General features: G+C 66.0%; 23 protein-coding genes and 1 pseudogene. 13 read left to right on the top strand and 11 right to left on the bottom strand.

Annotated features, from left to right (window positions below):
- Nucleotides 1-574: 574 nt before the first annotated feature.
- The 7 genes from ACFPN1_RS12020 to ACFPN1_RS11990 all read left to right on the top strand — a co-directional run bounded on the left by ACFPN1_RS12020 (nt 575) and on the right by ACFPN1_RS11990 (nt 8,519).
- A complete protein-coding gene (locus tag ACFPN1_RS12020) occupies nt 575-1,216 on the top strand; it encodes a tyrosine-type recombinase/integrase (protein ID WP_386755264.1) in 642 nt (213 codons plus the stop codon).
- Between the two features lie 61 nt (nt 1,217-1,277).
- Nucleotides 1,278-1,946: an HAD family hydrolase gene (locus ACFPN1_RS12015; RefSeq protein ID WP_386755242.1), complete on the top strand. Its 669-nt coding sequence runs from the start codon at nt 1,278-1,280 to the stop codon at nt 1,944-1,946.
- Between the two features lie 79 nt (nt 1,947-2,025).
- A complete protein-coding gene (locus tag ACFPN1_RS12010) occupies nt 2,026-2,277 on the top strand; it encodes a hypothetical protein (protein WP_386755240.1) in 252 nt (83 codons plus the stop codon).
- A gap of 5 nt (nt 2,278-2,282) precedes the next feature.
- Entirely contained in the window at nt 2,283-2,954 is a 672-nt protein-coding gene (locus ACFPN1_RS12005; protein ID WP_386755239.1) for an MAPEG family protein, read from the top strand.
- 104 nt (nt 2,955-3,058) lie between these two features.
- On the top strand, nt 3,059-4,015 hold the full coding sequence (locus ACFPN1_RS12000; RefSeq protein ID WP_386755238.1) for a GNAT family N-acetyltransferase: 957 nt from the start codon (nt 3,059-3,061) through the stop codon (nt 4,013-4,015).
- 196 nt (nt 4,016-4,211) lie between these two features.
- On the top strand, nt 4,212-6,284 hold the full coding sequence (locus ACFPN1_RS11995) for a M13 family metallopeptidase (protein ID WP_386755263.1): 2,073 nt from the start codon (nt 4,212-4,214) through the stop codon (nt 6,282-6,284).
- 183 nt (nt 6,285-6,467) lie between these two features.
- A complete protein-coding gene (locus ACFPN1_RS11990; protein WP_386755237.1) occupies nt 6,468-8,519 on the top strand; it encodes a M13-type metalloendopeptidase in 2,052 nt (683 codons plus the stop codon).
- A gap of 117 nt (nt 8,520-8,636) precedes the next feature.
- Here the strand turns inward: ACFPN1_RS11990 and ACFPN1_RS11985 are convergent, their stop codons facing one another.
- Together ACFPN1_RS11985 and ACFPN1_RS11980 are read right to left on the bottom strand one after the other, a co-directional pair.
- Nucleotides 8,637-9,293, bottom strand: a complete 657-nt coding sequence (locus ACFPN1_RS11985; RefSeq protein ID WP_386755236.1) for a rhomboid family intramembrane serine protease — start codon at nt 9,291-9,293, stop codon at nt 8,637-8,639.
- Nucleotides 9,294-9,535: 242 nt separating this feature from the next.
- Nucleotides 9,536-9,868: pseudogene (locus ACFPN1_RS11980) on the bottom strand (MGMT family protein); the annotation flags it as partial.
- A 77-nt stretch (nt 9,869-9,945) separates the two neighbouring features.
- Here ACFPN1_RS11980 and ACFPN1_RS11975 point away from each other — a divergent pair.
- Nucleotides 9,946-10,356, top strand: coding sequence for a hypothetical protein (locus ACFPN1_RS11975; protein WP_386755234.1), 411 nt, complete (start codon nt 9,946-9,948; stop codon nt 10,354-10,356).
- 66 nt (nt 10,357-10,422) lie between these two features.
- Here the strand turns inward: ACFPN1_RS11975 and ACFPN1_RS11970 are convergent, their stop codons facing one another.
- On the bottom strand, nt 10,423-11,550 hold the full coding sequence (locus tag ACFPN1_RS11970) for an inorganic phosphate transporter (RefSeq protein ID WP_386755233.1): 1,128 nt from the start codon (nt 11,548-11,550) through the stop codon (nt 10,423-10,425).
- 25 nt (nt 11,551-11,575) lie between these two features.
- Complete coding sequence (locus ACFPN1_RS11965; RefSeq protein ID WP_386755231.1) at nt 11,576-12,202, bottom strand: DUF47 domain-containing protein; 627 nt, start codon at nt 12,200-12,202, stop codon at nt 11,576-11,578.
- 334 nt (nt 12,203-12,536) lie between these two features.
- Between ACFPN1_RS11965 and ACFPN1_RS11960 the strand changes: the two genes are divergently transcribed.
- Together ACFPN1_RS11960 and ACFPN1_RS11955 are read left to right on the top strand one after the other, a co-directional pair.
- Nucleotides 12,537-13,868, top strand: coding sequence for a hemolysin family protein (locus ACFPN1_RS11960; RefSeq protein ID WP_386755230.1), 1,332 nt, complete (start codon nt 12,537-12,539; stop codon nt 13,866-13,868).
- On the top strand, nt 13,852-14,493 hold the full coding sequence (locus ACFPN1_RS11955; protein WP_386755229.1) for an exopolysaccharide biosynthesis protein: 642 nt from the start codon (nt 13,852-13,854) through the stop codon (nt 14,491-14,493). Before ACFPN1_RS11960 ends, ACFPN1_RS11955 begins: the two co-directional genes overlap by 17 nt.
- A gap of 37 nt (nt 14,494-14,530) precedes the next feature.
- Here ACFPN1_RS11955 and ACFPN1_RS11950 read toward each other — a convergent pair whose 3' ends face one another.
- The 3 genes from ACFPN1_RS11950 to ACFPN1_RS11940 all read right to left on the bottom strand — a co-directional run bounded on the left by ACFPN1_RS11950 (nt 14,531) and on the right by ACFPN1_RS11940 (nt 18,530).
- The gene (locus ACFPN1_RS11950; RefSeq protein WP_386755228.1) at nt 14,531-16,663 is read right to left on the bottom strand and encodes a putative bifunctional diguanylate cyclase/phosphodiesterase; all 2,133 of its coding nucleotides are present in this window, start codon (nt 16,661-16,663) and stop codon (nt 14,531-14,533) included.
- A 42-nt stretch (nt 16,664-16,705) separates the two neighbouring features.
- On the bottom strand, nt 16,706-17,626 hold the full coding sequence (locus tag ACFPN1_RS11945; protein ID WP_465262152.1) for a phosphate/phosphite/phosphonate ABC transporter substrate-binding protein: 921 nt from the start codon (nt 17,624-17,626) through the stop codon (nt 16,706-16,708).
- 112 nt (nt 17,627-17,738) lie between these two features.
- Nucleotides 17,739-18,530 carry an RNA methyltransferase gene (locus tag ACFPN1_RS11940; RefSeq protein WP_386755226.1) on the bottom strand — a complete coding sequence of 264 codons (792 nt, stop codon included), beginning with the start codon at nt 18,528-18,530 and terminating at the stop codon, nt 17,739-17,741.
- A gap of 99 nt (nt 18,531-18,629) precedes the next feature.
- Between ACFPN1_RS11940 and ACFPN1_RS11935 the strand changes: the two genes are divergently transcribed.
- Together ACFPN1_RS11935 and ACFPN1_RS11930 are read left to right on the top strand one after the other, a co-directional pair.
- Nucleotides 18,630-19,448, top strand: coding sequence for an inositol monophosphatase family protein (locus ACFPN1_RS11935; RefSeq protein ID WP_386755225.1), 819 nt, complete (start codon nt 18,630-18,632; stop codon nt 19,446-19,448).
- Nucleotides 19,445-19,786: a hypothetical protein gene (locus tag ACFPN1_RS11930; protein ID WP_386755224.1), complete on the top strand. Its 342-nt coding sequence runs from the start codon at nt 19,445-19,447 to the stop codon at nt 19,784-19,786. Before ACFPN1_RS11935 ends, ACFPN1_RS11930 begins: the two co-directional genes overlap by 4 nt.
- A 118-nt stretch (nt 19,787-19,904) precedes the next feature.
- Here ACFPN1_RS11930 and secF read toward each other — a convergent pair whose 3' ends face one another.
- Genes secF through tgt form a run of 4 tightly spaced genes read right to left on the bottom strand, consistent with a single transcriptional unit; the run spans nt 19,905 to nt 24,329 of the window.
- Entirely contained in the window at nt 19,905-20,852 is a 948-nt protein-coding gene (secF, locus tag ACFPN1_RS11925; RefSeq protein WP_386755223.1) for a protein translocase subunit SecF, read from the bottom strand.
- Between the two features lie 13 nt (nt 20,853-20,865).
- The gene (secD, locus tag ACFPN1_RS11920; RefSeq protein ID WP_386755222.1) at nt 20,866-22,734 is read right to left on the bottom strand and encodes a protein translocase subunit SecD; all 1,869 of its coding nucleotides are present in this window, start codon (nt 22,732-22,734) and stop codon (nt 20,866-20,868) included.
- Between the two features lie 58 nt (nt 22,735-22,792).
- Nucleotides 22,793-23,131: a preprotein translocase subunit YajC gene (gene yajC, locus ACFPN1_RS11915; RefSeq protein WP_386755221.1), complete on the bottom strand. Its 339-nt coding sequence runs from the start codon at nt 23,129-23,131 to the stop codon at nt 22,793-22,795.
- Between the two features lie 52 nt (nt 23,132-23,183).
- Nucleotides 23,184-24,329: a tRNA guanosine(34) transglycosylase Tgt gene (gene tgt / locus ACFPN1_RS11910; protein ID WP_386755220.1), complete on the bottom strand. Its 1,146-nt coding sequence runs from the start codon at nt 24,327-24,329 to the stop codon at nt 23,184-23,186.
- Between the two features lie 37 nt (nt 24,330-24,366).
- Here tgt and ACFPN1_RS11905 point away from each other — a divergent pair.
- Nucleotides 24,367-24,576, top strand: a 210-nt coding sequence (locus ACFPN1_RS11905; protein ID WP_386755219.1) for a hypothetical protein, incomplete at its 3' end; no start/stop codon positions are given.

Here is a 24,576-nt window from a genome sequence, read left to right as displayed (position 1 = left end):
GTCGCCACGCTCCAATAGCCGAACCGCCTCTCGCTTGAATTCCGCAGTGAACCGCTGCCTTGCCATCCAAACACCTCCGGGGTTGTCCCCATTTTCAGGTGTCTGTGGAAGCCGGGCCACTCCAAACCTACATCATATGGCTCGGTCGATTGCTTATCGCGGCAGTGAGCCTTCTCGGAGCAGTCTTCATTTCGGCCAGGCTTGGCACGTACGCGACGTTAGAAATTCTTAAGATAGTCGCATGGCCAACTGTCGCCATCATCACTCTAGCTACCGTTCGCCCCCATTTGAGCCGCATCCTAAGCGGCGCGAAGATCAAGCTTAGCCTCAGTGGTCTATCGATTGAAACCACTCTTCCTGAACTTAGGCAGATTTTAGAGGAGCAGACAGGGGAGGCATTGTCAGAACAGCATGTCTCGTACCTGGAGAATCTTCTACTTCGCGGACCTAAGGATTACCCGGCAGGAGTAACTGAGAGTGCAGATCGGAAGTTTCTTCGCCCACTTCGCAACGGCGGATTGGTGCACACACAACCTCGTAATGCATTTTTGAGGGACGCGAGAGCAATTGAAATATCGGGGTTGGGCCGTCTCTTTCTTCGCGGCAGGAAAGAAGCCAGGGGCGTCACCTAACAATTCATTCAAGCCGAAGCCGCTTCGCGGCTCGGCTTCATCCTGTTTCACCTTCAAGCAAACGGATCCTGGTAAGAGACGGAAAGGGGCGAAAAGACAGGCTCACGATACTGCCAGACAGACTGGTAGCGCCTCTGCAACGCCACCTCGTCAAAGTAAAGGAGCTTCACGTTAAAGATCTTGCCAGCGGCTACGGAGCCAGTGTCATGCCGCGGGCATACGCCAAACGAATGCCGCATGCGAGCAAGGAATTCATTTGGCAGTTCGTCTTTCCTTCAAATGCACTTTTCCATGACAAGAGCACTGGTCTCAGTGGCCGCTGGCATGTTCACAAGAGCACGCTTCAAAAGGCTGTCAAGCGCGCCTCGAAGGCTGCTGATATACGCAAGCGGGTGTCGGTCCATGCACTCAGGCACAGCTTCGCCACGCACCTGCTGCAAGGCGGTTGCGATGTTCGTCGCATCCAGGCCCTTTTAGGGCATACCCATATCAATACGACCATGGTTTATGCTCATATCGTTGATGGGCTGCAGCTTGCCGTAATAAGCCCCTTGGACAGTCATGGCGGCTTGGGCGGCTCCTGACAATTCATTCATGCCGACACCAATCGCTACGCGTTTGGTGTCGGCTTAAGACGCTATCCGGATGAGCAAGGATTCCTCGGTCGTTGTATTCGATTTCGATCTCACTCTGACACGGTGGGATACCGCCGAACGTTTTTTCCGATGGATGCTTCGACGTGACCCGTGGCGGTTGGCCCTGGTTCTCGCCGGGCTCCCTGTTCTCGGTCCGCTGCTGCTGATACGAGCCACCCGTAAGTGGCCCATCCGGTTTGCCGTCTGGGTCGCAACCTTGGGCCGCACGCCGGAGGCCCTGGCCGCACTCGCCGAGGAATATATTCGGTCCTTGCCGATGGGTCATGCATCGGTATTCCTGCCCGCCGCTATTCAGCAGCTACAAGCCCACCTGGCTCGAGGCGACCAAGTCGTCATTGCTACGGGTTGCGTGGAGGCTCTGGCCCAGACCCTGTTACGGCATGCCGGCCTCAGCCATGTACCGCTGGTAGCGTCGACGCTTCGGCCTTTCCTCGGCGGGCTGGTGCGCGATCAGCACTGCTTCGGCCCCAACAAGATTCCGATGCTTTCTGCGCGTGGATTCGCTCCACCGTGGGCGACCGCCTACACGGATCATCGCGCGGATATTCCGGTACTGCGACTGAGTTCGGAGCGCTACCTGGTCAGCCCAACGCCCAAGTGCGTTGCCCACATTGAGCGGGCATTGGGCATCAAAGCTACCATCCTCGCGTGGCGGTAAATGGATCGTCCGCCCAGGAATTCAATCAGGCCGAAGCCGCTTCGCTGTTCTGCTTGAGTAACAGGGCTCGCCCGAATAGATGAAAGCACCGGCAGGGCACGACATCATTCCCGTGCGAAAAGGCGGCGCCATCGCGCCGCGATGGTTCGAAGTCATGCGCCGCTGTGGCGACGATGTCCGCGAATTGCTGCATGACGTCCAACCGACTGCATGCGTCGGCGACGCGACATTCGGCTACGTCGACGTTTTCACCCATCACGTCAATGTGCGATTTTTCCGGGCGCGCAGCTGGATGATCTGGAGGGCACGGGCAAGTTCATGCGTCACGTGAAGCTCATGGCCAGGTACGAAGTGGATACGTCCGCGCTCCGGATGGTGGTGATCGACGCGTGCGAAGGCATGACCAGGCTTGCTGCAGTCCGCCGGTCCGCACGCAGTCGGCTGATGTTCCCCCGCGATCGCAAAACCAAGGGCCTCGCGCGCAGGATCCGCCCGGTAAGCAACGACGTTTCCACCACTTGCCCGCAGGCATCGAGCGACCGTAGGCTGCGTCCCATCTTCGCTCCGTTCCTAGCTCGACGTTCGGAGCGCTTCCTTCCAGGCGCCGCCATGATGACCAACGCACTGCTCGTCCCCATGGCCGCGCACGTGGCACTCACGGCCACGCTGTACGTCCTGCTGACGGTGGCTCGAGCGCCGGCCATCTGGGAAATCGGGCGTAGTCCGGATGGCAGTAACCCGATGGCGAAGATCGAGCCGCGCATCAGCGCCAATCTTTCCAATCAGTTCGAATGGCCGTTGTTCTTCCATGTCGCCTGCCTGGTTCTTGCGCTATCTGACGCAAGACCCGCCGCACTCGTATTGGCGTGGGTTTTTGTCGCTGGCAGGGTGCTGCACAGTCTGGTCCAGATCCTGACGACGAACGTGCGGCTCCGGGGCATCGTCTTCACGATCAATTTTGCGGCGGTGCTGGGCCTCTGGTGGCTGGCCATGCAACCAGTGGACTGACACCCACGGACGTTCTGCCTCATGCATGACGGATCGATTCCGCATCGGCGGATTCGCCGACACTGCACATGATTCGACAAGCGCCACCTTCCGGGAGACGCTCCATGTTCGACCACATCGACTTTGCGGTGCGCGATCTCGAACGCAGCCGCGCGTTTTACGCCACGGTGCTGGCCACGCTCGGCATCGCGCCGGTCATCGACATACGACGCGAAGACGGTTGCACGGGCACGGGCTTTGGCGTCGGCGGCGATGCGAGGTTCTGGATAGGCGGCGGATTGCCGGTCAGGGGGCGCCTGCACGTCGCCTTCGAGGCGGAAACCCGAAGCGCTGTGGAAGCCTTCCATGCCGCCGCGATCGCCGCCGGCGGCCTCGATCACGGGCCTCCCGGTTTGCGACCCCGATACGGCGAACCGTACTTCGCCGCCTTCGTGCTGGATCCGGATGGCCACGTGATCGAGGCCGTGTGCAGGCGCAGGGAAGCCGGCCATCAGCTGCCCTCAGCTGAAGCCGCGACACACACGGATCCACTACTGGCCGCAGGCGACATCCGGCTGCGACCGTTCACCGCGGACGATGCCCTGCCGCTCTACCGCGCGGTGCGCGAATCCAGGGACTCGCTGAGCGCATGGCTGCCCTGGTGCCATCCGGACTATTCGCAGGCGGATGCTGCGGCCTGGGTAGCGCATTGCGCCCAGGCCTGGCGCGAGCAGAGCGGATACCCGCTGGGGATCTTCAACGACCGCGGCGAGCTTCTCGGTGGCGCGGGACTCAGCCAACTGAACCGCCCATGCAATCTGGCCAACATCGGCTACTGGGTCGGCGTGCCACACCGCGACCGGGGCGTCGCCACCACGGTCGCGCGACTCGTCGCGCAGCTGGGCTTCCGGTTGGGTTTTACCCGCCTGGAGATCGTGACCCATCGCGACAACCGGGCCAGCCAGCGCGTTGCGGAGCGGATCGGGGCAACCCGCGAAGGCGAGGTGCGCAACCGGGTCCTGTTCCGGGGGCAACCGGCACCGGCGATCCTCTATTCGCTGATTCCGGGCGATATCCCGTAGACAGGCGTAGCCGACCATTGCCGTTCGCGGCCGTATGCCGCCATTACGTACATCCCGGCCCCAGGCCCTGACTTTCGACACCTCTCGCGGCTGCCGAAGCTGGCTAATGTCGGCGTTTGCCCCGGGAGCCCCCGGGTCATCCCGTGTCCTGCCGGAGTCCCTGCTGCCCATGAATGCCCTGAAGAAGCCACAGATCCTGATGTTGTCGCTCGCCGTTGCCGCCGCGCTGGCCGGCTGCAAGAAGGAAGAAGCAACGCCGGCGCCTGCCGCGGATGCGTCCGCGGACGCCGGGTTCACGCTCGACGAAAGCAAGCTGCCGCCCGTCAACCGCTTCGCCGCGGCCGATCTCGACACCACCAAGGACGCCTGCGTCGACTTCAACGGCTACGCCAACGGCAAGTGGCTCGCGGCGAACGCCATCCCGGGCGATCGCACCTCGTGGGGCTCGTTCGAGATGCTCGGCGAGCGCTCCAAGGCCGTGCAGCGCCAGCTGGCCGAACAGGCTGCGGCGAAGACGAATGCGACGGGCGTCGAGAAGATCGTCGGCGATCTGTTTGCCACCGGCATGAACGCGGAGAAGATCAATGCGCAGGGCATCGAACCGCTGAAGTCGCGCCTCGACGCCATCGCCGCGCTCGACAGCAAGGACAAGGTCGCCGATTACCTGCGCACGAGCGCCGCCAAGGGCGAGAACGTGCTGTTCGGCTTCGGTTCGTCGCCGGACTTCAAGGATTCGTCGATGAACATCGCCACCGCCTTCCAGGGCGGGCTGGGCCTGCCGGATTCGACCTACTACACCGACCCGAAGCTGAAGGAAAAGCTGGCCGCGTACGAGCAGCACGTCGCCAAGGTCCTGGAACTGTCGGGCACCGCTGCGGCCGATGCCGCGAAGCAGGCCAAGGACGTGGTCGCGTTCGAAACGCGTCTGGCCAAGGCTTCGAAGTCGCGCGCGCAGCTGTCGCGTGATGCCGAACTGTTCTACCACCCGGTGAGCCTGGAAGAAGCCGACAAGGTGTCGCCGAACTTCCCGTGGAGCAGGTTCTTCGAATCGCAGGGTCTGGCCGCGCCGAAGATGTTCTCGCTGGCGATCCCGTCGTTCCACGCCGAAGTCAGCAGGATGCTCGACGACGTGTCGCCGGCCACCTGGCAGAGCTACCTGCGCTATCGCACCGTCGATACCGCCTCGCCGTTCCTGTCCGACGCGTTCGTGCAGGAAAACTTCGCGTTCTACAACCAGACGCTGAGCGGCCAGAAGGAACTCAAGGAACGCGGCAAGCGCGTGCTCGACCTGATCGAAGGCCAGGCCGGCGAGACCATGGGCCAGCTCTACGTGAAGGTCGCCTTCCCGGCCGAATCGAAGGCGCGCATGGAGAAGCTCGTGCAGAACATGCGCGATGCGCTGAAGGCGCGCATCGAGAAGCTGGACTGGATGAGCGATGACACCAAGAAGAAGGCGCTCGAGAAGTGGGCGGCGTTCACGCCGAAGATCGGTTACCCCGACAAGTGGCGCGACTGGACCGGCCTGAACACCTCGCGCGACAGCTACATCGGCAACGTGCTCGCGGTGAACGAGTTCAACTACAAGTGGGACCTCGGCAAGATCGGCAAGCCGGTCGATCGCACCGAATGGGGCATGCCGCCGCAGATGGTGAATGCCTACTACAACCCGTCGCTCAACGAGATCGTCTTCCCGGCCGCGATCCTGCAGCCGCCATTCTTCGATCCCAACGCTCCGGATGAAATGAACTACGGTGGCATCGGCGCGGTGATCGGCCACGAGATGACCCACGGTTACGACGACCAGGGCAGCCGCTTCGGTCCGACCGGCAACTTCGAAGTGTGGTGGACGCCGGCCGACGCCAAGTCGTTCGCCGGCCGCACCGACAAGCTGGTGGCCCAGTTCAACGGCTACAAGGCGACGCCGACGCTGAACGTCGATGGCAGCCACACGCTCGGCGAGAACATCGCCGATCTGGGCGGCCTGGCCACGGCCTACGACGCGATGATCAAGGCAACGGAGGGCACGCCGGATCCGAAGACCGACGGCCTCACCCGCGATCAGCGCTTCTTCCTCAACTGGGCCACGGTGTGGCGTCGCAACTTCACGCCGCAGGAACTGGAAAAGCGCATCACCACGGACGAACACGCACCGGCGAATTTCCGTGCGATCGGCGCGCCCTCGAACCTGCCGGCGTTCGCCGCGGCGTTCTCGTGCAAGGCGGGTCAGCCGATGATGCGTCAGGGCGATTCGCAGGTCGTGATCTGGTAATCGCAACAGGTACGTAAAGGTTTGGCCGCCCGTCTCCGGCGGCCGATCCGGAAGGCCCGGCACCTCGTCGTCCGGGCCTTCTTTTTTGGTGCATGGCGCGAAGCTTCCGCATTGGCGCGGATGGTCATGACGTTCGCGGCCCCCTTGTTACACTCGGGCGCCCCCGCTTCCCAGGACGTCGCAATGCCATTGCCCCGCCCGCTCACCTGCGCCCTGCTCCTCACGTTGATCGCCGGCGCGATTGCGCCCGATGCGACCGCCGCGAAGAAGAAGTCGGCCAAATCCAAGACATCCGCTGTCGCCGCGCCCGCGGCCTGCACCGATTTCCACGCCTACGCGAACGCGTCCTGGCTGAAGTCGAACACCCTGCTTCCCGATGTTTCTTCGCTGTCGGCGATGGAACAGCTCGGCGATCACGCGCGCCAGCAGCAGATCGACCTGCTGAACGCCGCGATGACCGCGCCGCAGGGGAACGTGCAGAAGCTGCTCGGCGACTTCTGGGCGAGCGGCCTGGACGAAGCCGCGGTGGAGCGCGACGGCGCCAATCCGGTTGCACCGCTGCTCGGCCGCATCAACGCGATCAGGAAGGCCGGCGACGTGTCGGCGGCGATCGCCGCATTGCACCAGGTCGGCATTCCGGTCGTCTTCAACTTCGGCGCCGACGTCGACCTCAACGACCTCAACCGTCACATCGGCTATTTCAGCCAGGGCGGACTGGGACTGCCCGATCCCGCGTACTACACGCGCAGCGACGCCGACACGCGCCGGCTGCTCGGCCAGTACAACGGGTACGTGCAGAAGATCCTCGTGCTGACCGGCACGCCCGCGGAGAAGGCCGCTGCCGAGGCACAACAGGTCATCGATCTGGAAACGCGCATCGCCCAGGCGAGCCGGCCGCTGCCCGACCTGCGCAATCCGCGCACCAATTACGCGCCCGTAGCGGTAGACGGCCTGGCGAAGAGCTATCGCAAGCTGCAGCTGGCCGAGTTCCTCAAGGCGCAGGGCGTCAACGACGATGTCGTGTCGATCGCCAATCCCCAGCTGTTCGCGCAACTCGACAAGCTCGTCGGAACGCTCAAGCCGGCGCAATGGAAGACCTATTTGCGCTGGCGCGTGGGCGACGCGATGGCGCCCTACATGGCCAGGGCGTGGCGCGACGCGAACTTCGACTTCCGCGGCCGCGTGCTGGCGGGGCAAGTCGCGCCGCCGTCGCGGCAGCAACTCGTGCTCGACGCGATCAACCTGGCCGCCGGGCCGATGCTGGGTCGTGAATACGTCGCGCGCTACCTGCCCGCCGGCACGCGATCGGGTGCGGAAGACATCGCCGCCAGCGTGCTCCACGCGCTCGACGCCGCAGTCACGACGGATGCCCGCCTGGGCGATGCGGCGCGCAACGAAGCCAAGGCCAAGCTCGCCCGCCTGAAGATCGAAATCGGCGCGCCGCATCGCGATCTCGACTACACGATCCAGCCGATGGGCCGCGGCAGCTTCGGCAGCAACATGCTGATCGCCTCTACCTGGCACCATCGCGAGGAGATGAAGCGGATCGGCCGCGGCAACGCCGATCGCCGCTGGGACGTGCTGCCGCAGCAGCCCGCGCTCGCCTACGACATCGCCGGCAATCGCCTGATCGTGACCGCCGCTGTGTTGCAGCCGCCGGTGTTCGATGCGGGCAGCGACCGGGCCGCGCAGTACGGCTCGTTCGGCGCTTTGGTCGGCCGCGAGCTCAGCCATGCGATCGATGCGAAGGGCCGGCTGGTCGACGCGAAGGCCGAATTGCGCGACTGGTGGACGCCATCGGAAACCTCGGCCTGGGAGTCGCTGGGCAGCCGCATCGCCGCGCAGTATTCCGCTTACCCGGATCCCGTCGCCGGCAGCAGAGTTCAGGGCAATCTGGTGCGCGAGGTCGCCCTGGCGGACCAGGCGGGCGTGGAGCTGGCCTGGAATGCGTTCAACACCGCGCAACCGTCGCCATCGAAGGAGGCGCGCCAGGCATTTTTCGCCGGCTGGGCGCACCTGTGGCCGCAGCAGGTGACCCGTGAAGTCGCCGCGCAGCGCGCGACCAGCAGCGTGTACGCGCCCGGCCAGTGGCGCACGAACGGACCTCTGTACAACCTCGCGGCATTCGGCGACGCCTATGGCTGCAAGGCGGGGGCAGCGATGCAGGCCAAGGCCGATCAGCGCATCTTGCTGTGGCCCGCGGCTATGCCGGTGGTGACGCCGGCGAAGAAGTAGACGCCTGCATCGCCACGATTGTGGTGGTCACGACGGCAGCGTCGCGGCCAGGCTCGATCGCACTGAAAGCAGAACGGCGCGAACAGGCAGCGCCGTTCCGCAGATATCGTCCTGGAATCAACGCACCACGCGCATCTTCGGTCCGCGTCGCTTGCGGCCGAACGGTGGCTTCCCGCTCCAGTAACGCAGCAACAGCCAGCCGAACAACATGCCGCCCAGGTGCGCGAAGTGCGCGACACCGGGCTGCCAGCCGTTCAGGCCGAACAGCAGTTCGGCGACCGCATAGAGAATGACCAGCGTGCGCGCCTTCATCGGGATCGGCGGAAACAGCAGCATCACGCGCTGGTTCGGGAACATCAGGCCGTATGCGAGCAGCAGGCCGAAGATGCCGCCGGAGGCGCCCAGTGTCGGATAGGCATCGCCACCCTGCGACAGGGTCCACCAGCCCACCAGCAACTGGCACACCGCCGCACCCACCACGCACACCAGGTAGTAGGTCAGAAACCGTTTCTGGCCCCAGACGTATTCCACCTGCGATCCGAACATCGCCAGCGTGAGCATGTTGAACGCGATGTGCGGCAGGTTGCCGTGCAGGAACGCATAGGTGACCACCTGCCAGGGCATGAAGCCGTGCGCGAATAGATCGCCGTCGATGCCGATTGGCCATAGCGCGAGTGCGCCCAGTTGCTCGTCGCCGAGCAGCCATTGCAGGAAGAACATCAGCCCGTTGGCAATCAACAGGCCCTTGGTCACGGGGGGAAGTCGGGAGAACATCGGGGCACCTCGGGGGATGCCACATGGTAACGGGATCGCGGCTAGGCCCGCGTGCCCCTGCGCGAAGTGGTGGCGCCGGCCTTGCGTGTCCGCGGGGCAGCGGGATGCGCAGCCGCCCCGGCAATCCGATTGCCCTTCTTGCCGGTGCGGCCCTTCACGGGCGTGGCGACAGCGCCCTCTGCCGCTGTCTTCGCCGCTGCCGCCACTTTCTTCACCGCCTTCACCTTCATCGGCGGCGGCGCGCCCCACAGGGCCGCATCCAGCGCTTCTTCGGGCGTCGCGGCGGCACGTTGTCCGCGCACGCGGCCGTTCTCGACGATCACGCCCTCGCTGCGCAGGCGGGCGCTCTGCTCGCGCCAACCCTCCGAACCGTCCGGAAACGCGATGCGTCCATCCGAGCGCAGCACCCGATGCCACGGCAGGCGGCGGTCGCCGTTCTGGCTCAGCAAGCGCGCGACCAGGCGCGCGCGGCCCGGCAGGCCCGCACGCCGTGCCACTTCGCCGTAACCGGCCACCTGCCCCTTCGGGATCGCCCGGATCACGTCGAGAATGCGCTTGGTCGCGTCCGCTTCCATCGCGGTAGCATAGCCGTCCGATGCCGCGCGCGGTTCCGACCACCGCTTGCGGCCAGCCAAGGCAAGGAGCTTCCCCCGTGCGCAACTTCGAATCCATCCGCCGCCACGTCAAGACCGCGGGCTACAACGCGACCCTGCATGAGGAGGACGTGATCTGCATCGAACTGTCGCTGGAGAAAGGCACCCGGCATCAGTCGATCTTCCTGGCCGAGCTCGACGACGACGACGGTCGCCCCTACCTGCGCGTCAGCACCGCGATCGCCCCGACCACCGGCATGGACCCGCGGCGCGCGCTCGCCTTCAACTGGCAGAGCGTGGTCGGCTACCTGGCGATCGGCGACCTCGATGGGGTCCCGTATCTGCAACTGATCGAGAATCGCCCTTACGAAGGTCTCGACGCGGCGGAAGTGGACCGTCTGGTCCTGGAAATCGGCGGGCTCGGCGACCGCATGGAGAAGCTGATGTCCGCCGGCGGCGACCTGCTCTGAACCTGCTTCGCAATACGAACAAAAAGGCCCGCCGAAGCGGGCCTTTTTGTTGCCGGATGCGGACGATTACGCCCAGCCCATCCACTTGAACAGCCGGAAGAAGGCGTAGGCGAACCCACCCGCCGCGGGGATCGTCAGGATCCACGCCCAGATCATCTTCTCGACCACGGTCCATTTGATCGCGTTGAAGCGCTTGGCCGTGCCCACGCCCATGATCGAGGCGGAAATGTTGTGCGTCGTCGACACCGGAATGCCCAGCGACGATGCCAGCAGGATGACGGTCGCCGCGCTGGTTTCGGCGGCGAAACCGTGGATCGGGTGCAGCTTCACCAGCTTGTGGCCGAGCGTCTTGATGATGCGCCAGCCGCCGGCCGCGGTGCCGGCCGCCATCACCATGGCGCAGGTCATCTTGATCCAGGTGTCGATGTCGTTGCTTTCGATCGCGTGCTGCGACGGATGCAGGAACGAAAGCCACGACGGCAGGTTGGCGAGCGTGCCGTCGGCCTGCGCCGCGACCAGGGTCAGCGCGATGATGCCCATGGTCTTCTGCGCGTCGTTGGAGCCGTGGGCGAAACCCATCGCACCGGCGCTGAGGATCTGCGCCTTGCCGAAGAAGCCGTTGACCCAGCGCGGTCGCGCCGCCCGGCGCAGCCAGCCGCCGCTCGAGGCCATGCCCGAGATGATGGCGAAGATGACGCCCATCACCACGAAGCCGGTGACGAAGCCCAGCACCGGCGAGGTCACCATCGGCACCACGACCTTCCACAGCACGCCGGCGCTCTTCCACACCGGCTCCTTCGCCTGCGCCCAGATGATCGCGTCGAAGTTGTTGGAGGCGGCGGCGAACGCGGCGCCGCACAGGCCGCCGATCAGCGCGTGCGAGGACGAAGACGGCAGGCCCAGCGCCCAGGTGATCAGGTTCCAGACGATGCTGCCCAGCAACGCGCACAGGATCAGCTGCGAGCTGACGTCGACCACGCCCGCGTCGATGATGCCCGAGGCCACCGTCTTCGCAACGGCCGTGCCCCACAGCGCGCCGAACAGATTCATGCCCGCCGCCAGGCCGACGGCCTGCATCGGCGAGAGGACCTTGGTGGCCACGACCGTGGCGATGGAATTGGCCGTGTCGTGGAAGCCGTTGATGTATTCGAACACCAGGGCCGTGGCGACCACGACGAGTACCAGGGTCAGCATGACCGCATCTCCTCCGGCGCGTCGCTTACGAGTTCTTCAGTACGATTTCGTAGGCGACCACGCCGGCCTCGCGGCAGCGGTCGATGGCCTTTTCCAGGATCTCGAAGAATTCCTTGAGCAGGAACATCTGCAGGTGGTCGAGCTTGCCCGAGTAGATGTCGCGGTAGAGCTCGAGCATCAGGCGGTCGGCTTCCATCTCGATCGAGCGCAGCTCGTCGTTCAGTTCCTTCATGCGTTCGAGCTTCATGTTGCGCAGCTCGTGCACCATCTTCACGACCACGGCCGCCGCCTGTTCCAGCATCGCCGCGCGCGGCGCGAAGTCGATGCCTTCCAGGTGGGTGATCGCGAGCGAATAGCGGTCGGCGAACTTCTCGACCTGCTTGGGAATCTTGTACAGCGCCGTGCCGAGGGCCTCGATGTCCTCGCGCTCGATCGGCGTGATGAAGCTGTTCACCAGCTCCCGGCTGATCTTGTCCGACGCCTCGCGCTCGCGCTGGCGGGCCAGCTTGAAGGCGTCCAGCGAGGGCGACCGCTGCGTGTCCCGGAGCATCCCGTGCAGGGCCTTGGTGCTGTCGTGCGCCGCGTTCGCCGCCGCCTCGAGCAGCGTGTAGAACTGCATGCCTTGGCCGAAGATGGTTTGCAGGGAGAACATGCCGGGGAGCCTCTCGCGGTCTGGCTACTGAAGGGGGCCGACTGGGCGGCGGCGCGAATTATGACGGCTCGGTGCTGCCCAAGGCCAATTCCGGTGCGGAACCGCGCGGCGCCATGGCTTGTTCCCGACGCTTGCAACCCCCAGTTCACGGGGGCCGGCGGCCTTCCCGGAGGATGCCGGGGCCCGCACGGGCCGCCTGATACCATCCCCCCGCCCCCGCAACCGCCCTTCCCATGGACGACGACCCAAAACCGCAGTTCACCGCACCGGCCCGGCTCGCCCCGGCTCCGCACCGTCGCGCAAGCGCTGACGTGCTCTTTTCGGAACGGACCGGATGCTGCACTTCCTGATCGTCCTGGCCCTGATCCTGTTCAACGCCTTCTTCGCGATGTCGGAGATGGCGGTGATGACGTCGCGCAAGAGCCGCCTCAAGCAGATGGCACTCGGCAGTCGCCGCGCAGCCAAGGCGCTGGAACTGTCCGAGCACCCCGAAAGCTTCCTCTCCGCGGTGCAGCTGTGGATCACGCTGCTCAGCCTGCTGACCGGCTACTTCGGCGGCGAATCGATGGGCGACGAAATCGCCGCGCCGCTGCGCGATATCCCGCTGCTGGCGCCTTACGCGGGCAAGATCGGCTTTGCCGCCGGCTTCCTGCTGATGCTGTTCCTGTTCGGCCTCGTCGGCGAGCTGATCCCCAAGCGCATCGGCACGCTGCGGTCCGAACAGATCGCGGCGGCGGTGGCCTTCCCGATGGATTTCTTCGCGAAGGTGGCCAAACCCTTCGTGATCGCGCTGGCCTGGTGCACGCGCACCGTCATGCGCCTGATCGGCCTGGGTGGCGGCAATGACGAGCGCGTGACCGAAGAAGAGATCCGCCTGCTCGTCAGCGAAAGCCACGAGCAGGGCGTGATCGACGCCGACGAACGCAAGATGATGAACCGCGTGCTGAGCCTGGGCGATCGCACTGCCGAGAGCCTGATGACGCCGCGCGTGCGCATCGTCTGGCTCGACGCGGCCGCCAGCCTCGAGGAAAACCTCGCGACCATGGGCGAACACGCGTACTCGCGCTATCCGGTGTACCGCGACAGCGATCGCGACGTGCTCGGCGTGCTCGAGGTGAAGACGCTGCTCGACCGGCTCGGCCAGGCGGGCGATCCCGACCTGTTCGGCGAGCTGCGCGAAGCCCTGTTCGTCTCCGAATCCACGCACGCGCTGAAACTGCTGGAGATCTTCCGCGAGGAGCAGCAGTCGTTCGCGCTCGTGGTCGACGAATACGGCGACGTCAGCGGCCTGGTCACGCTCAACGACCTGATGGGCGCGGTGATGGGCCGCATCTACGACAGCCTCTCCGACGAGGACGCCCAGCACGAACCGCCGGTAGTCGCTCGCGAGGACGGCTCCTGGTTCGTCGACGGCGCCCTGCCGCTGGAGGAACTGCGCGAACTCGTCGGCGGCGGCGCTCTGCCCGGCGAGGACGAGCACGACTTCCACACCGCCGCCGGCATGGTGATCGCGCATTTCGGGCGCATCCCGCACGTCGGCGAGCATTTCACCTGGGATGACTGGCGCATCGAAGTCGTCGACCTGGACGGTCCGCGCATCGACAAGCTCATGCTGCAACACGAGCGCGGAGACGAGGAAAGCGAGCACGATGACGCCTCCGTCTGAGCGCAGCCGCCACACCACCGGCATCCCGGAGGCCAGCACGCGCATGCTGCTCGATCGCTTCGCCGAGGGCGATCCGGCGGAAGTGATCCGCCTGGACGACGTCGTCGGCGGACTGGAAGAGCGCGCGTTCGGCATGCTCCTGTTCCTGTCCCTACCCATCGCGTTCATTCCCGGCGTCGCCGGCGTGATCAGCGGCCCGCTGGTGATCCTGGTCGGCGTGCAGCTGCTGTTCGGACGCAACGAACCCTGGCTGCCGCGCTTCCTCGGCAACCGCGGTCCGCATCGCGCGGCCATGGCAACGTTCCGCAACCGGCTTGGCCCCTGGCTGGGGCGGCTCGAACGCCTCGTGAAGCCGCGCACGCATGCGCTGCTGGATCACCCTGTGGCCAGCGCCTTCACCGGACTCCACCTGGTGGTGCTCGGCCTGCTGCTCTCGCTACCGATTCCCTTCACCAACGTGCTGTTCGCCCTGCTCCTGCTGCTGTTCGCACTCGCCCTGCTGGAGCGGGATGGCCGCCTGATGGCGGGCGCATGGGTCGTCAGCGTCGGCGCGATCGCTGCCTTCGGCCTGCTGTCCGGCAGCCTCGCCTCGTATCTCACCCGCTGGATGGACCTGCTGTTCTGACCGCTGCCCATGGCAGCGGCGCGGCGCAGGCGTCCGGTTACAGCAGCTTTTCGAATTCGGCCATGCTCAGCGGATGGCCGAGCAGGTAACCCTGCGCCAGGTCGCAATCGCGCTCGCGCAACAGGTCGAACTGGCCTTCGCGCTCGACGCCCTCGGCGATGACGATGATGCCCAGCGAATGCGCCATCGCGATGATGGCAGTGGTCAGGGCCAGGTCGTCCGGATCGCGCAGGATGTCCGCGATGAAGCTGCGGTCGATCTTCACGCCGTCGATGGGCACGCGACGCAGGTGGCTGAGTCCGGAGAAGCCCGTGCCGAAGTCGTCCAGCCAGACCTGCACGCCCGCGTCGCGCAATTGCGACAGCATCGCGCTGGCCAGCGTTTCGTCGCCCAGCACCGCGGTTTCGGTCAACTCCAGGTGCAGCTGGCGCGGATTCAGGCCGGTGTCGCGCAACACGTCGGCGACGATCTGCGGCAGGTCGCCGCTGCGCAACTGGCGCGGCGAGAGGTTGACCGACACGAACAGCGGCTCTCGATCGCCGCGCAGCGCACTCCAGCGCACGGCGTCCTGGCAGGCCGCACGCAGCACCTGTGGACCGATCGTCTCGATGAGCCCGCTCTGCTCGGCCACGTCGATGAACACCGACGGCGCGATCGTGCCGTGCTCCGGATGCCGCCAGCGCAGCAGCGCTTCGGCGCCCAGCAGCGCGTTGTCGGAGACGCGGTAGAGCGGCTGGTAGACCAGGCTCAGTTCGCCGCGGTCCCAGGCGCCGCGCAGTTCGTGTTCGAGGTGGACGCGCCGTTCGACGGCCTGGTCCATCGCGCGGCTGTAGAAGCGGTAGCAGTTCTTGCCGGCGACCTTCGCCTGGTACATCGCGATGTCGCCGTTCTTCATCAGCGCGTTCGCGCCGGCGGCGTCCTGCGGGAACAGGGTGATGCCGATCGAGGTACCGAGGAAGACCTGGCGGTTGTGCACCGTGATCGGCTGGCCCAGTTCGGTCACCAGGGCTTCGGCCAGGCGGCTGGCGACGTCGCGCGCGTCCTGGCCGCTCTGCGCGTCGGGCTCGACGAGGATCACGAACTCGTCGCCGCCGAACCGCGCCAGCGCCGCGCCGGCACCGCCGATGCGCTTGACCGTCTCGCGGATGCGCTGGGCGAACTGCAGCAGCACTTCGTCGCCGGCATCGTGGCCGAGCGTGTCGTTGACGCGCTTGAAGTCGTCGATGTCGGCGAACAGCAGCGCCAGCTGGCGACCGGCGCCCTGCATCTGCAGCAGGCGTTCGTCCAGCGTTTCGCGGAACGCGAGCCGGTTGGCGAGGCTGGTCAGCGCATCGGTGTAGGCCATGCGCCGGATCTCGCGATCGTGGCGCGCGACCGAGGTGTTCATGCGGTTGAACGCGCGCAGCAGGTCGCCGACTTCATCGTTGCGGTCGCTGACTGGCGTGCGCGCGACCTCGAAGTGACCCATCTCGATCGCGTGCGCTGCTTCGGCCAGTTGCCGGATCGGCTGCACGAGGAAACGCTGGATCAGCCACAGCATCAGCACGCCCAGGCCGATCAGGCCGGCGCTCAGCACCACCACCCACGACAACTGCCGGCGTCCCAGTTCGTCCAGGCGCTGGCGCAGTTCGCCCACGGCCGCGTCCTGGTCGTTGCGCAGGCCGCGCAGGTCGAAGCCCACGCGCACGCCGCCGATGCGCTCGTTGCCGATCATCACCGGCGCGGCCACGTCCATCACGTCGTCGCTGAACTGGGTGAGCAATTGCGGCGCGGCGATCGCCGGGCCCGCCATCGCATCGTCCATGCGCTTGCCGTAGCTCGGGATCTCCTCGCTGCCGTCGTGCACGATGTTGCCCACGGCGTCGTACACCAGCACGTAGCGGATGCCGGGCTGGTTGAGCGTGGCGCGGCCGAGCACACCGATGGCATCGAGGTCGAAGTAGTAGAGCGGATTGGCCAGCGATTCCGACAACTGCGTGACCATCCCCTCGCCCTGGCGGCGCAGGCTGGCGCTGACGATGCGCTCCATGCCGTCGCGGGTGACGTTCTCCACCTCGGCCTGCATGCGCGCCTGGCGGCCCCACAGCAGGGCCATCAGCGCCAGCACCACCAGCAGGGCCAGCGCCATCAGGGCGAGGAATCGGGCCTGCAGCCCGTAACGAAGATTCATCCGCGTAACGCCCTGTCGATCGCCGGCATGTTTCGTTGCGCCCTATTCCACTTCTCTGCGTACGCGGCCGACGCCGTCGGACAGTTCGTCCAGCGCCTGCCGGGATTCGGCGTCCATCGGCAGGAAACGGGTCGTCTGGAAGAACCCCAGCAACGCATCGTGCGCCTGCGGATCGCCGGCGGCACCGAGCAGGACCTCGCGCAGCCGCGCTTCCACTTTCGGATCGAGGTCGCTGCGCACCAGTTCCAGCGCGCGCGGCACGTCGCCGGTCCGGCCGATCACGCGCAGGTCCGGACGGAAGGCCGCGGGCACGCGCCGCGGGTTTTCCCAGTCGAGATTGCTCATCACGCCGACATCGACCAGGCGCTTGTGCACCCACGTGGCGATGTTGAGTTCCGAACGCGCGAATACGTAACCCACCACGCCCGAATCCAGCCGGTCGGTGGGCGACAGCAGCAACTCGAGCGAATTGCCCCGGTGCAGCAGTTCGGTGGCAGGCAGGAAATACGCGCTCGTCGACGACGGGCGCTGGAAGGCGACGCTGTGTCCGCGCATGTCGTCGAGCGAACGGACGTCGCTGTCCGCGCGGGCAAAGAACACGGCGTGATAGTGGCTGGTGCCGTCGCGCTCGGTCAGCAGCAGCGGTTTCGCGCCGGCGCGCTCCTTGAGCAGCATGCCGGTGCCGGCGGTTTCGGTGACCCAGTCGACGCGGCCGCGTCGCAGGTAGCTCGCCATCTGCGTCGCGTCCTTGGCCATCAGGATGCGGCCTTCGCGGATGCCGACGTCCTTCATCCTCGGAACGACGTAGTCCAGCAGCGACTTGAGCTGCTCGTAATGGGCCTTGGGATCGTCGCTGATCCGTCCGATGACCAGCACGCCGGGATCGCCGGCCAGTGCCGGCAGCGGCAGCAACAGGGCGAAGGCGAGCGCCAGGGCGGCGATACGTCGCAATGGGGCGGTCAGGCTGGCGCTCAAGCAGGAAACCGGAATGCAGACGACGCCGCAGACTAAAGCAAAAGCAGTGGCGTGGGGAATTGCCCGAAACACCCCCCGGAACGTCCCCCGGATTGTGCGCCTAGCGCCCGTTTCCGGCCGCCAGGCGGGCCATCCGCTGGGCGTCCGCGAGGACTCCCCGCAGGATCCGGACCTCGCGCGCGTCCGGCTGCGCGCGCAGAAACAGGCGGCGCAGCTTGCGCATCGCCGACTCCGGGGCCCGGCCCTTGTGGAAGTCGATCGCGTCCAGGGTCTCTGCCAGCTGGGTGAAGAAGCCTTCCATCGCCGCGTGCGAGGCCGGGGGCTCGCGGCGCTCCTCGCCCGCGTCCGGGGGCGCGGCGGCCAGCGCCGCCATCCGCACCTCGTAACCCAGTATCTGCACCGCCATCGCCAGGTTGAGCGAGCTGTACTCCGGGTTGGCGGGGATGTGCACCGCGACATGGCACAGTTCGTATTCGTCGTTGCTGAGCCCGGTGCGCTCGCGCCCGAAGACGATCGCCACCTCGCCGCCCGCGGTCGCCTCGGCCACCGCCCGGGCACCCGCGGCCCGCGGTTCCAGTTCCTCCAGCGCGATGCGGCGGCTGCGGGCGGTGCATCCCAGGACGACGCGGCAGTCGGCCACGGCTTCGGCGAGCGTTGCGCAGGTCGTGGCGGCGGCGAGGATGTCGTCCGCTCCGGCGGCGAGCGCGTACGACTCGGCATCCGGTACGCGCTCGGGCGCGACCAGGACCAGCCGCGACAGGCCCATCGTCTTCATGGCCCGGGCCGCCGAACCGATGTTGCCGGGGTGCTGGGTGCCCACCAGGACGATACGGATGCGGTCAGCGGCGGCAGGGAGGGTCAGGGAATGGCCGGTCGTCGGGTCGGTAGTCATGCCGCGCAATGGTAAACTCCGCGCCCCGGCCACAGGCGCCGGCCCGTTCTTTCGCACCGCCAGCCCGTCCCCCGCCCCGATCAGGAGGCTCGTACCGCCATGCAGAAACCCGCCGTCACCCTCATGATCAAGGCCGCCCGAGCCGCCGGCAACGTCCTGTTGCGCAACATGCACAAGCTCGACGCGCTCAACGTGGTCGAGAAGGACCGGCTGGATTACGCCAGCGAAGTCGACGGACTGGCCGAGGCCGCGGTCATCAAGGAATTGCGTCGGGCCACGCCCGATTACGCCATCCTCGGCGAAGAAGGCGGCGCGCAGGGTTCCGGCCGCTTCACCTGGGTTATCGATCCGCTCGACGGCACCAGCAACTACCTGCGCGGCCTGCCGCATTTCTGCGTCTCGATCGCCCTGGTCGAGAACGGCGAGCCGATCCATGGCGTGATCTTCGACCCGCTGCGCAACGACCTGTTCGCGGCGAGCAAGGGCAGCGGCGCCACCTTGAACGACAAGCGCATCCGCGTGGCCGAGCGTAAGGACCTCAACGGCGCCATGCTGATCACCGGTTTTCCGCCGCGCGAACGCAAGAACGCGAGCGTCCAGCTGAAATGCATCGACGCCCTGCTGCTGGAAGCGGAAGACATCCGCCGCACCGGTTCGGCCGCCCTCGACCTCGCATATGTCGCCAGCGGCCGCGCCGACGCCTACTTCGAGTCCGGAGTGAAGCCGTGGGACATCGCGGCCGGCGTGCTCATGGTGCGCGAGGCCGGCGGCAAGGTCGTCGACTACCGCGGTCGCTCGACCGGCCCGATGGACACGCGCGGCCTGATGGGCCGCCCGCTGGTCGCCGGCAACCTGAAGATCTGCGACGCGCTGCAGAACCGGATCGTGGCGACGGGCTACGCGAACGCGCTGGATTGACGGCTTCGAAGGCCTTTGCCGTCACCCAGCGCAAGCTGGGATCCATTTTGATCCTGCTATTGAAGGCCGCCGCGAAGGCGGCCCGGTTCCGACCCAGGCACGACCTTTGCCGTCATCCCAGCGCAAGCTGGATCCATCTTGATCTGGCTTTTTCATTGAAGGCTGCCGCGAAGGCGGCCCGGTTCCGACCCAAGCCGACCTTTGTCGTCATCCCAGCGCAAGCTGGGATCCATTTTGATCTGGCTTTTCGAGGCAGCGAAGCAGGAAAAGCAACATGGATCCCAGCTTGCGCTGGGATGACGAGCTTCGCGTCGGACGACGAGCCTGGCCTCGAATGACAAGCCGAGCGCCGATTCCGTAACAGGCCGAGCTTCAGACTCGGGGACGAGAGACCCGATCGCACAACAAAAAAGGCCGCGCAATGCGCGGCCTTTTTCGTTGCACCGGACAGTCGCCTTACGGTCGACGCGCCAGCGCCGCCTCGTCGCGCGCCTTCGGCATCAGGTCCTGCTTGCTCGCACCCAGCCACATCAGCAGCGGACAGGCCACGAAGATCGAGGACAGCGTGCCGATGATGATGCCGATCATCTGCGATTCGGCCATGCCGCGCAGCGAGGAGCCGCCGTAGATGTATAGCGCCAGCACGGTCAGGAAGGCCACGAACGAGGTGATCACCGTACGCGACAGCGTCTGGTTGACCGAGGCGTTCAGCACTTCCGACGGCGTGGCGCGCATCGAACGGAAGTTCTCGCGCACGCGATCGAACACCACGATGGTGTCGTTGACCGAGTAACCCATCACCGATAGCGCACCGGCCAGCACGGTCAGGTCGAACTCGTGTCCGCTCAGGGCGAACCAGCCCACGACGATGATCACGTCGTGCAATGTGGTGATGATCGCCGCGACCGCGAACTTCCATTCGAAGCGGAACGAAATGTAGATCAGGAAGCCGACGATCACGAACACCAGGGCGAGGATGCCCTTGTCGCGCAGTTCCTTGCCCACCTGGGCGCTGATCTCGGCACTGCTGCGCACCTCGGCCGGATTCTCGGCGGTTGAGGCCGCCTGCTTCACTTCCTGGGCGATGCTGGTGCTGGCACTGCTGCCACCTTCGCGCTTCTGCAGGCGGATCAGCAGGTCGGTGCCGGTGCCGAAGCTCTGCACCTGCGCATTCTCATAGCCAGCACCGGCCAGGCGCGAACGCACGGCCTCGACTTCCACCGGCTTGGCGAAGCGCAGTTCGATGCCGACGCCGCCGGTGAAATCGAGCGCGAAGTTGAAGCCGTTGACGGCCATCGCGCCGATGGCGGCGAACATCAGCAGGGCCGCAATGACCAGCGACACCATGCGCACGCGCATGAAGTTGATGTGGCTGTCGTAAGGGAACACGTTGAAAGGTTTCATGGAAGCGGCTCCCTCAGATCCAGATCGACTTCAGCTTGCGGCGGCCGCCGTAGATCAGCGTGGCGATCGCGCGCGAGACGGACACCGCGGTGTACGCCGAAGTGGCGATACCGAGCATGGTGGTGATGCCGAAGCCACGCAGCGGGCCGGTGCCGAACGCGGCCATGGCCAGGCCGACCAGGAACGCGGTGATGTTGGCGTCCAGGATGGTGCCGGCGGCGCGGTCGTAACCGGTGGCGATCGCGGTCTGCGGCGGCAGGCCAAGTCGCAGTTCCTCGCGGATGCGTTCGTTGATCAGCACGTTTGCGTCCACCGACATGCCGACGGTCAACGCGATGCCCGCCAGGCCCGGCAACGACATCGTCGCACCGAAGAACGACATCAGCGCGAACACCATCACCAGGTTGAGCAGCAGCGCGATGCAGGTGATCAGGCCGAACATCCGATAATAGACCAGGAAGAAGATCAGCGCGAAGGCGAACGAATAGGTCACCGCCTTCAGGCCGCGCTCCACGTTCTCCTTGCCGAGGCTCGGCCCGACGATGCGCTCCTCGACGAAGTCCATCGGCGCGGCCAGCGAGCCGGACTTCAGCAGCTTCGACAGGTCGGTCGCTTCCTGGCTGCTCAGGCCGGTGGTCTGGAATTCGTTGCTGAAGACGCTCTGGATCGTGGCCACCGAGACCACTTCCTCGCTGACGCGGGTGCTGCGCACTTCCTTGCCGTCGACGACGCGCACTTCCGGCAGGCGCTCGATGTACACCACGGCCATCGGCTTGCCGACGTTCTCGCTGGTGAAGTCGAACATGCGCTGGCCGCCCGCGCTGTTGAGGCGCACCGACACCGTCGGCGAGCCGCTGCGCTGGTCGAACCCGGCCGTCGCGCCCACGAGCTGGTCGCCGGAGGCGATCACGCGCTTGTTGAGCAGGATCGGGATCGGCTTGCCGCCGGGACCGCGCTCGCGCCGGTAGTACACGCGGGCTTCGGGCGGAATGTTGCCGCTCTCGACGGCCTCGATCGGGTTGCCTTCGACCACGGCGCGGTATTCCAGCGTCGCGGTGGCACCGATCATGCGCTTGGCCTGCGCGGTGTCCTGCACGCCGGGCAGCTCGACGACGATGCGGTCGTTGCCCTGGCGCTGGATCACCGGTTCGGCGACACCCAGCGCGTTGACACGGTTACGCAGGGTCGAGACGTTCTGCTCGATCGCGTCGGCGGCGTACTTCTGCAGTTCGGCGGGCTGCACCTGCAACACGATCTGGTTGCCCTGCGCCTGCTGCACCAGGCCCGGCTGGTTCTTGGCGATCACGCCGGCCGCGGCGGCGGCCGCGGACGCATCGCTCAGGGTGGCGACGATGCTGTTGTCGGGACGCCGATCGACGGAGACGTAGCGGATGCGGTTGTCGCGCAGCAGCACGCGCAGGTCTTCGGTGGTGGCTTCCAGGCGCTTCTCCAGCGCCGCCTTCTGGTCCACCTGCATCAGGAAGTGCACGCCACCCTGCAGGTCGAGGCCGAGCGACATCGGCCGCGCGCCCAGCTTCTCCAGCCAGTCGGGCACGGTCGAGGCGATGTTGAGCGCGACGATGTAATCGCTGCCCAGTTCCGGACGCAGCGCGTCGGCCGCCTTCACCTGCAGGTCCGGGTTCGACAACCGGACCAGGAGGTTGTTCTTCTTCTTGTCGAGCTCGACCTGTTTCACCGCGATGCCGGCCTTGCCGAGCTCGTCGGACACGCGCTGGCGCAGCGCCTCGTCGACGGGCGCACCGTGGTTGGCGGTGACCTGCACCGACGGGTCCTGCGGAAACATGTTCGGCACCGCATACACGGCGCTGAGCAGCAGGACGAACAGGAAGACGACGTATTTCCAGCGTGCGTAAGTCAGCATCGAAGAGATCCCGTGGCAGCTCCCCGGCCGCCAGCTAGTGAATCGGTGTGGCGGCGGCTCAGGCCGACTTCAAGGTGCCCTTGGGCAGGACGTTGGCGATGGCGCCCTTCTGCACGCGGATGCGCACGTTGTCGGCCACCTCCACCGAGACGAAGTTCTCGCCGATGTCGGTCACCACCCCGGCGATGCCGCCGTTGGTCAGCACTTCGTCGCCCTTCGACAGCTTCTCCAGCATGGCGCGGTGTTCCTTCTGCCGCTTCATCTGCGGGCGGATCATCAGGAAGTACATGATCGCGATCAGGCCGATCATCGGCAGGAACGTGATCAGGCCACCGCCCTGCGGCTGCGCCGCGGTCTGGGCGTAGGCGGGGGCGATCAGGAGGTCGAGCAGGTTCATCTTGGACGCGTCCGGAAGCGAAATAACGGCGGATTATGCCATGCCCCCGGGGTCAGCCCCCGAGCGTCGGGACCGGCAGGGAACGGGCGGCGTAGAAGGACTCCCGGAACGCCAGGAAGGTTCCCGCCGCTATGGCCTCCCGCATCTGTGCCATCAGGCGCTGGTAGTACCGCAGGTTGTGCAAAGTCCCCAGGACCGGGCCAAGCATCTCGTTGCAGCGGTCCAGGTGGCGCAGGTAGCTGCGGCTGAAGCCGTTGCGGCAGGCGTAGCAGTCGCAGCCCTCCTCGATCGGGCGGGTATCGCGCTCGTAAGTCGCGTTGCGGATGCGCACGGCGCCGGTGGACGTGAAGAAGTGGCCGTTGCGCGCGTTGCGGGTGGGCATCACGCAATCGAACATGTCGACGCCGCGCGCCACGGCTTCGACGAGATCTTCCGGTCGTCCCACGCCCATCAGGTAGCGCGGCTGGTCGACCGGCAATTGCGGCGCGGTGTGGTCGAGCATGCGGTTGCGCTCGGCTTCCGTTTCGCCGACGGCAAGGCCGCCGATCGCATAGCCGTCGAAGCCGATGTTCTTCAGGCCGTCCGCCGAACGTGTGCGCAGCTCATGGTGCACGCCGCCCTGGACGATGCCGAACAGCGCCGCATCGTTGCCTTCGTGCGCGCGCTTGCTGCGCTCGGCCCAGCGCAGCGACAGTTCCATCGAACGCCGCACGCGGTCCTCGCTCACCGGCTGGCCGTCGACGTGCACCGGCGGGCATTCGTCGAAGATCATCACGATGTCCGAACCGAGCACCTTCTGGATGTGCATGCTCTCTTCCGGACCGAGGAACACCTGCGATCCGTCGGTCGGCGCGGCGAACTTCACGCCCTGCTCGGTGATCTTGCGCCGGTGCGCCAGCGAGAACACCTGGAAGCCGCCCGAGTCGGTCAGGATCGGCCCGTTCCAGCGCGCGAAGCCGTGCAGTCCGCCGTGATCGGCGATCACGTCCAGGCCGGGGCGCATGAACAGGTGGAAGGTGTTGCCGAGGATGATTTCGGCGCCGAGTTCGCGCACCTGCTCGGGCAGGACGCCCTTGACCGAACCGTAGGTGCCGACCGGCATGAACGCCGGCGTCTCCACCGTGCCGCGCGGGAAGGTGAGCCGGCCGCGGCGCGCGGCGCCGTCGGATTTCAGGAGTTGGAAGGACATCCGGCTCATTGTTGGTTGCCTGTGGTGCGTGCGCGGGGCGCGGTTGTTGCTGTTGCTGTTGCTGTTGCTGTTGCTGTTGCTGTTGCTGTTGCTGTTGCTGTTGCTGTTGCTGTTGCTGTTGCTGTTGCTGTTGCTGTTGCTGTTGCTGTTGCTGTTGCTGTTGCTGTTGCTGTTGCTGTTGCTGTTGCTGTTGCTGTTGCTGTTGCTGTTGCTGTTGCTGTTGCTGTTGCTGTTGCTGTTGCTGTTGCTGTTGCTG

The sequence above is a fragment of the Lysobacter yangpyeongensis genome (genome assembly GCF_042655745.1).
GTDB classification, from domain to species: Bacteria; Pseudomonadota; Gammaproteobacteria; order Xanthomonadales; family Xanthomonadaceae; genus Agrilutibacter; species Agrilutibacter yangpyeongensis.
Note: the sequence above shows the minus strand (reverse complement) of the source record. Positions and strands in the feature narration are given on the sequence as shown.

Bases quoted from the DNA above. Each gene is read 5' to 3' on its own strand.
- ACFPN1_RS11950 (WP_386755228.1), bottom strand. From the start codon at position 16,663: ATGAATCTTCGTTACGGGCTGCAGGCCCGATTCCTCGCCCTGATGGCG.
- secF (WP_386755223.1), bottom strand. From the start codon at position 20,852: ATGAAACCTTTCAACGTGTTCCCTTACGACAGCCACATCAACTTCATG.
- ACFPN1_RS11990 (WP_386755237.1), top strand. From the start codon at position 6,468: ATGCCATTGCCCCGCCCGCTCACCTGCGCCCTGCTCCTCACGTTGATC.
- ACFPN1_RS11955 (WP_386755229.1), top strand. From the start codon at position 13,852: ATGACGCCTCCGTCTGAGCGCAGCCGCCACACCACCGGCATCCCGGAG.
- ACFPN1_RS11965 (WP_386755231.1), bottom strand. From the start codon at position 12,202: ATGTTCTCCCTGCAAACCATCTTCGGCCAAGGCATGCAGTTCTACACG.
- ACFPN1_RS11960 (WP_386755230.1), top strand. From the start codon at position 12,537: ATGCTGCACTTCCTGATCGTCCTGGCCCTGATCCTGTTCAACGCCTTC.
- ACFPN1_RS12005 (WP_386755239.1), top strand. From the start codon at position 2,283: ATGGCCAGGTACGAAGTGGATACGTCCGCGCTCCGGATGGTGGTGATC.
- ACFPN1_RS11985 (WP_386755236.1), bottom strand. From the start codon at position 9,293: ATGTTCTCCCGACTTCCCCCCGTGACCAAGGGCCTGTTGATTGCCAAC.
- secD (WP_386755222.1), bottom strand. From the start codon at position 22,734: ATGCTGACTTACGCACGCTGGAAATACGTCGTCTTCCTGTTCGTCCTG.
- tgt (WP_386755220.1), bottom strand. From the start codon at position 24,329: ATGAGCCGGATGTCCTTCCAACTCCTGAAATCCGACGGCGCCGCGCGC.
- yajC (WP_386755221.1), bottom strand. From the start codon at position 23,131: ATGAACCTGCTCGACCTCCTGATCGCCCCCGCCTACGCCCAGACCGCG.
- ACFPN1_RS12010 (WP_386755240.1), top strand. From the start codon at position 2,026: ATGAAAGCACCGGCAGGGCACGACATCATTCCCGTGCGAAAAGGCGGC.
- ACFPN1_RS12015 (WP_386755242.1), top strand. From the start codon at position 1,278: ATGAGCAAGGATTCCTCGGTCGTTGTATTCGATTTCGATCTCACTCTG.
- ACFPN1_RS11940 (WP_386755226.1), bottom strand. From the start codon at position 18,530: ATGACTACCGACCCGACGACCGGCCATTCCCTGACCCTCCCTGCCGCC.
- ACFPN1_RS12000 (WP_386755238.1), top strand. From the start codon at position 3,059: ATGTTCGACCACATCGACTTTGCGGTGCGCGATCTCGAACGCAGCCGC.
- ACFPN1_RS11970 (WP_386755233.1), bottom strand. From the start codon at position 11,550: ATGCTGACCCTGGTACTCGTCGTGGTCGCCACGGCCCTGGTGTTCGAA.
- ACFPN1_RS11935 (WP_386755225.1), top strand. From the start codon at position 18,630: ATGCAGAAACCCGCCGTCACCCTCATGATCAAGGCCGCCCGAGCCGCC.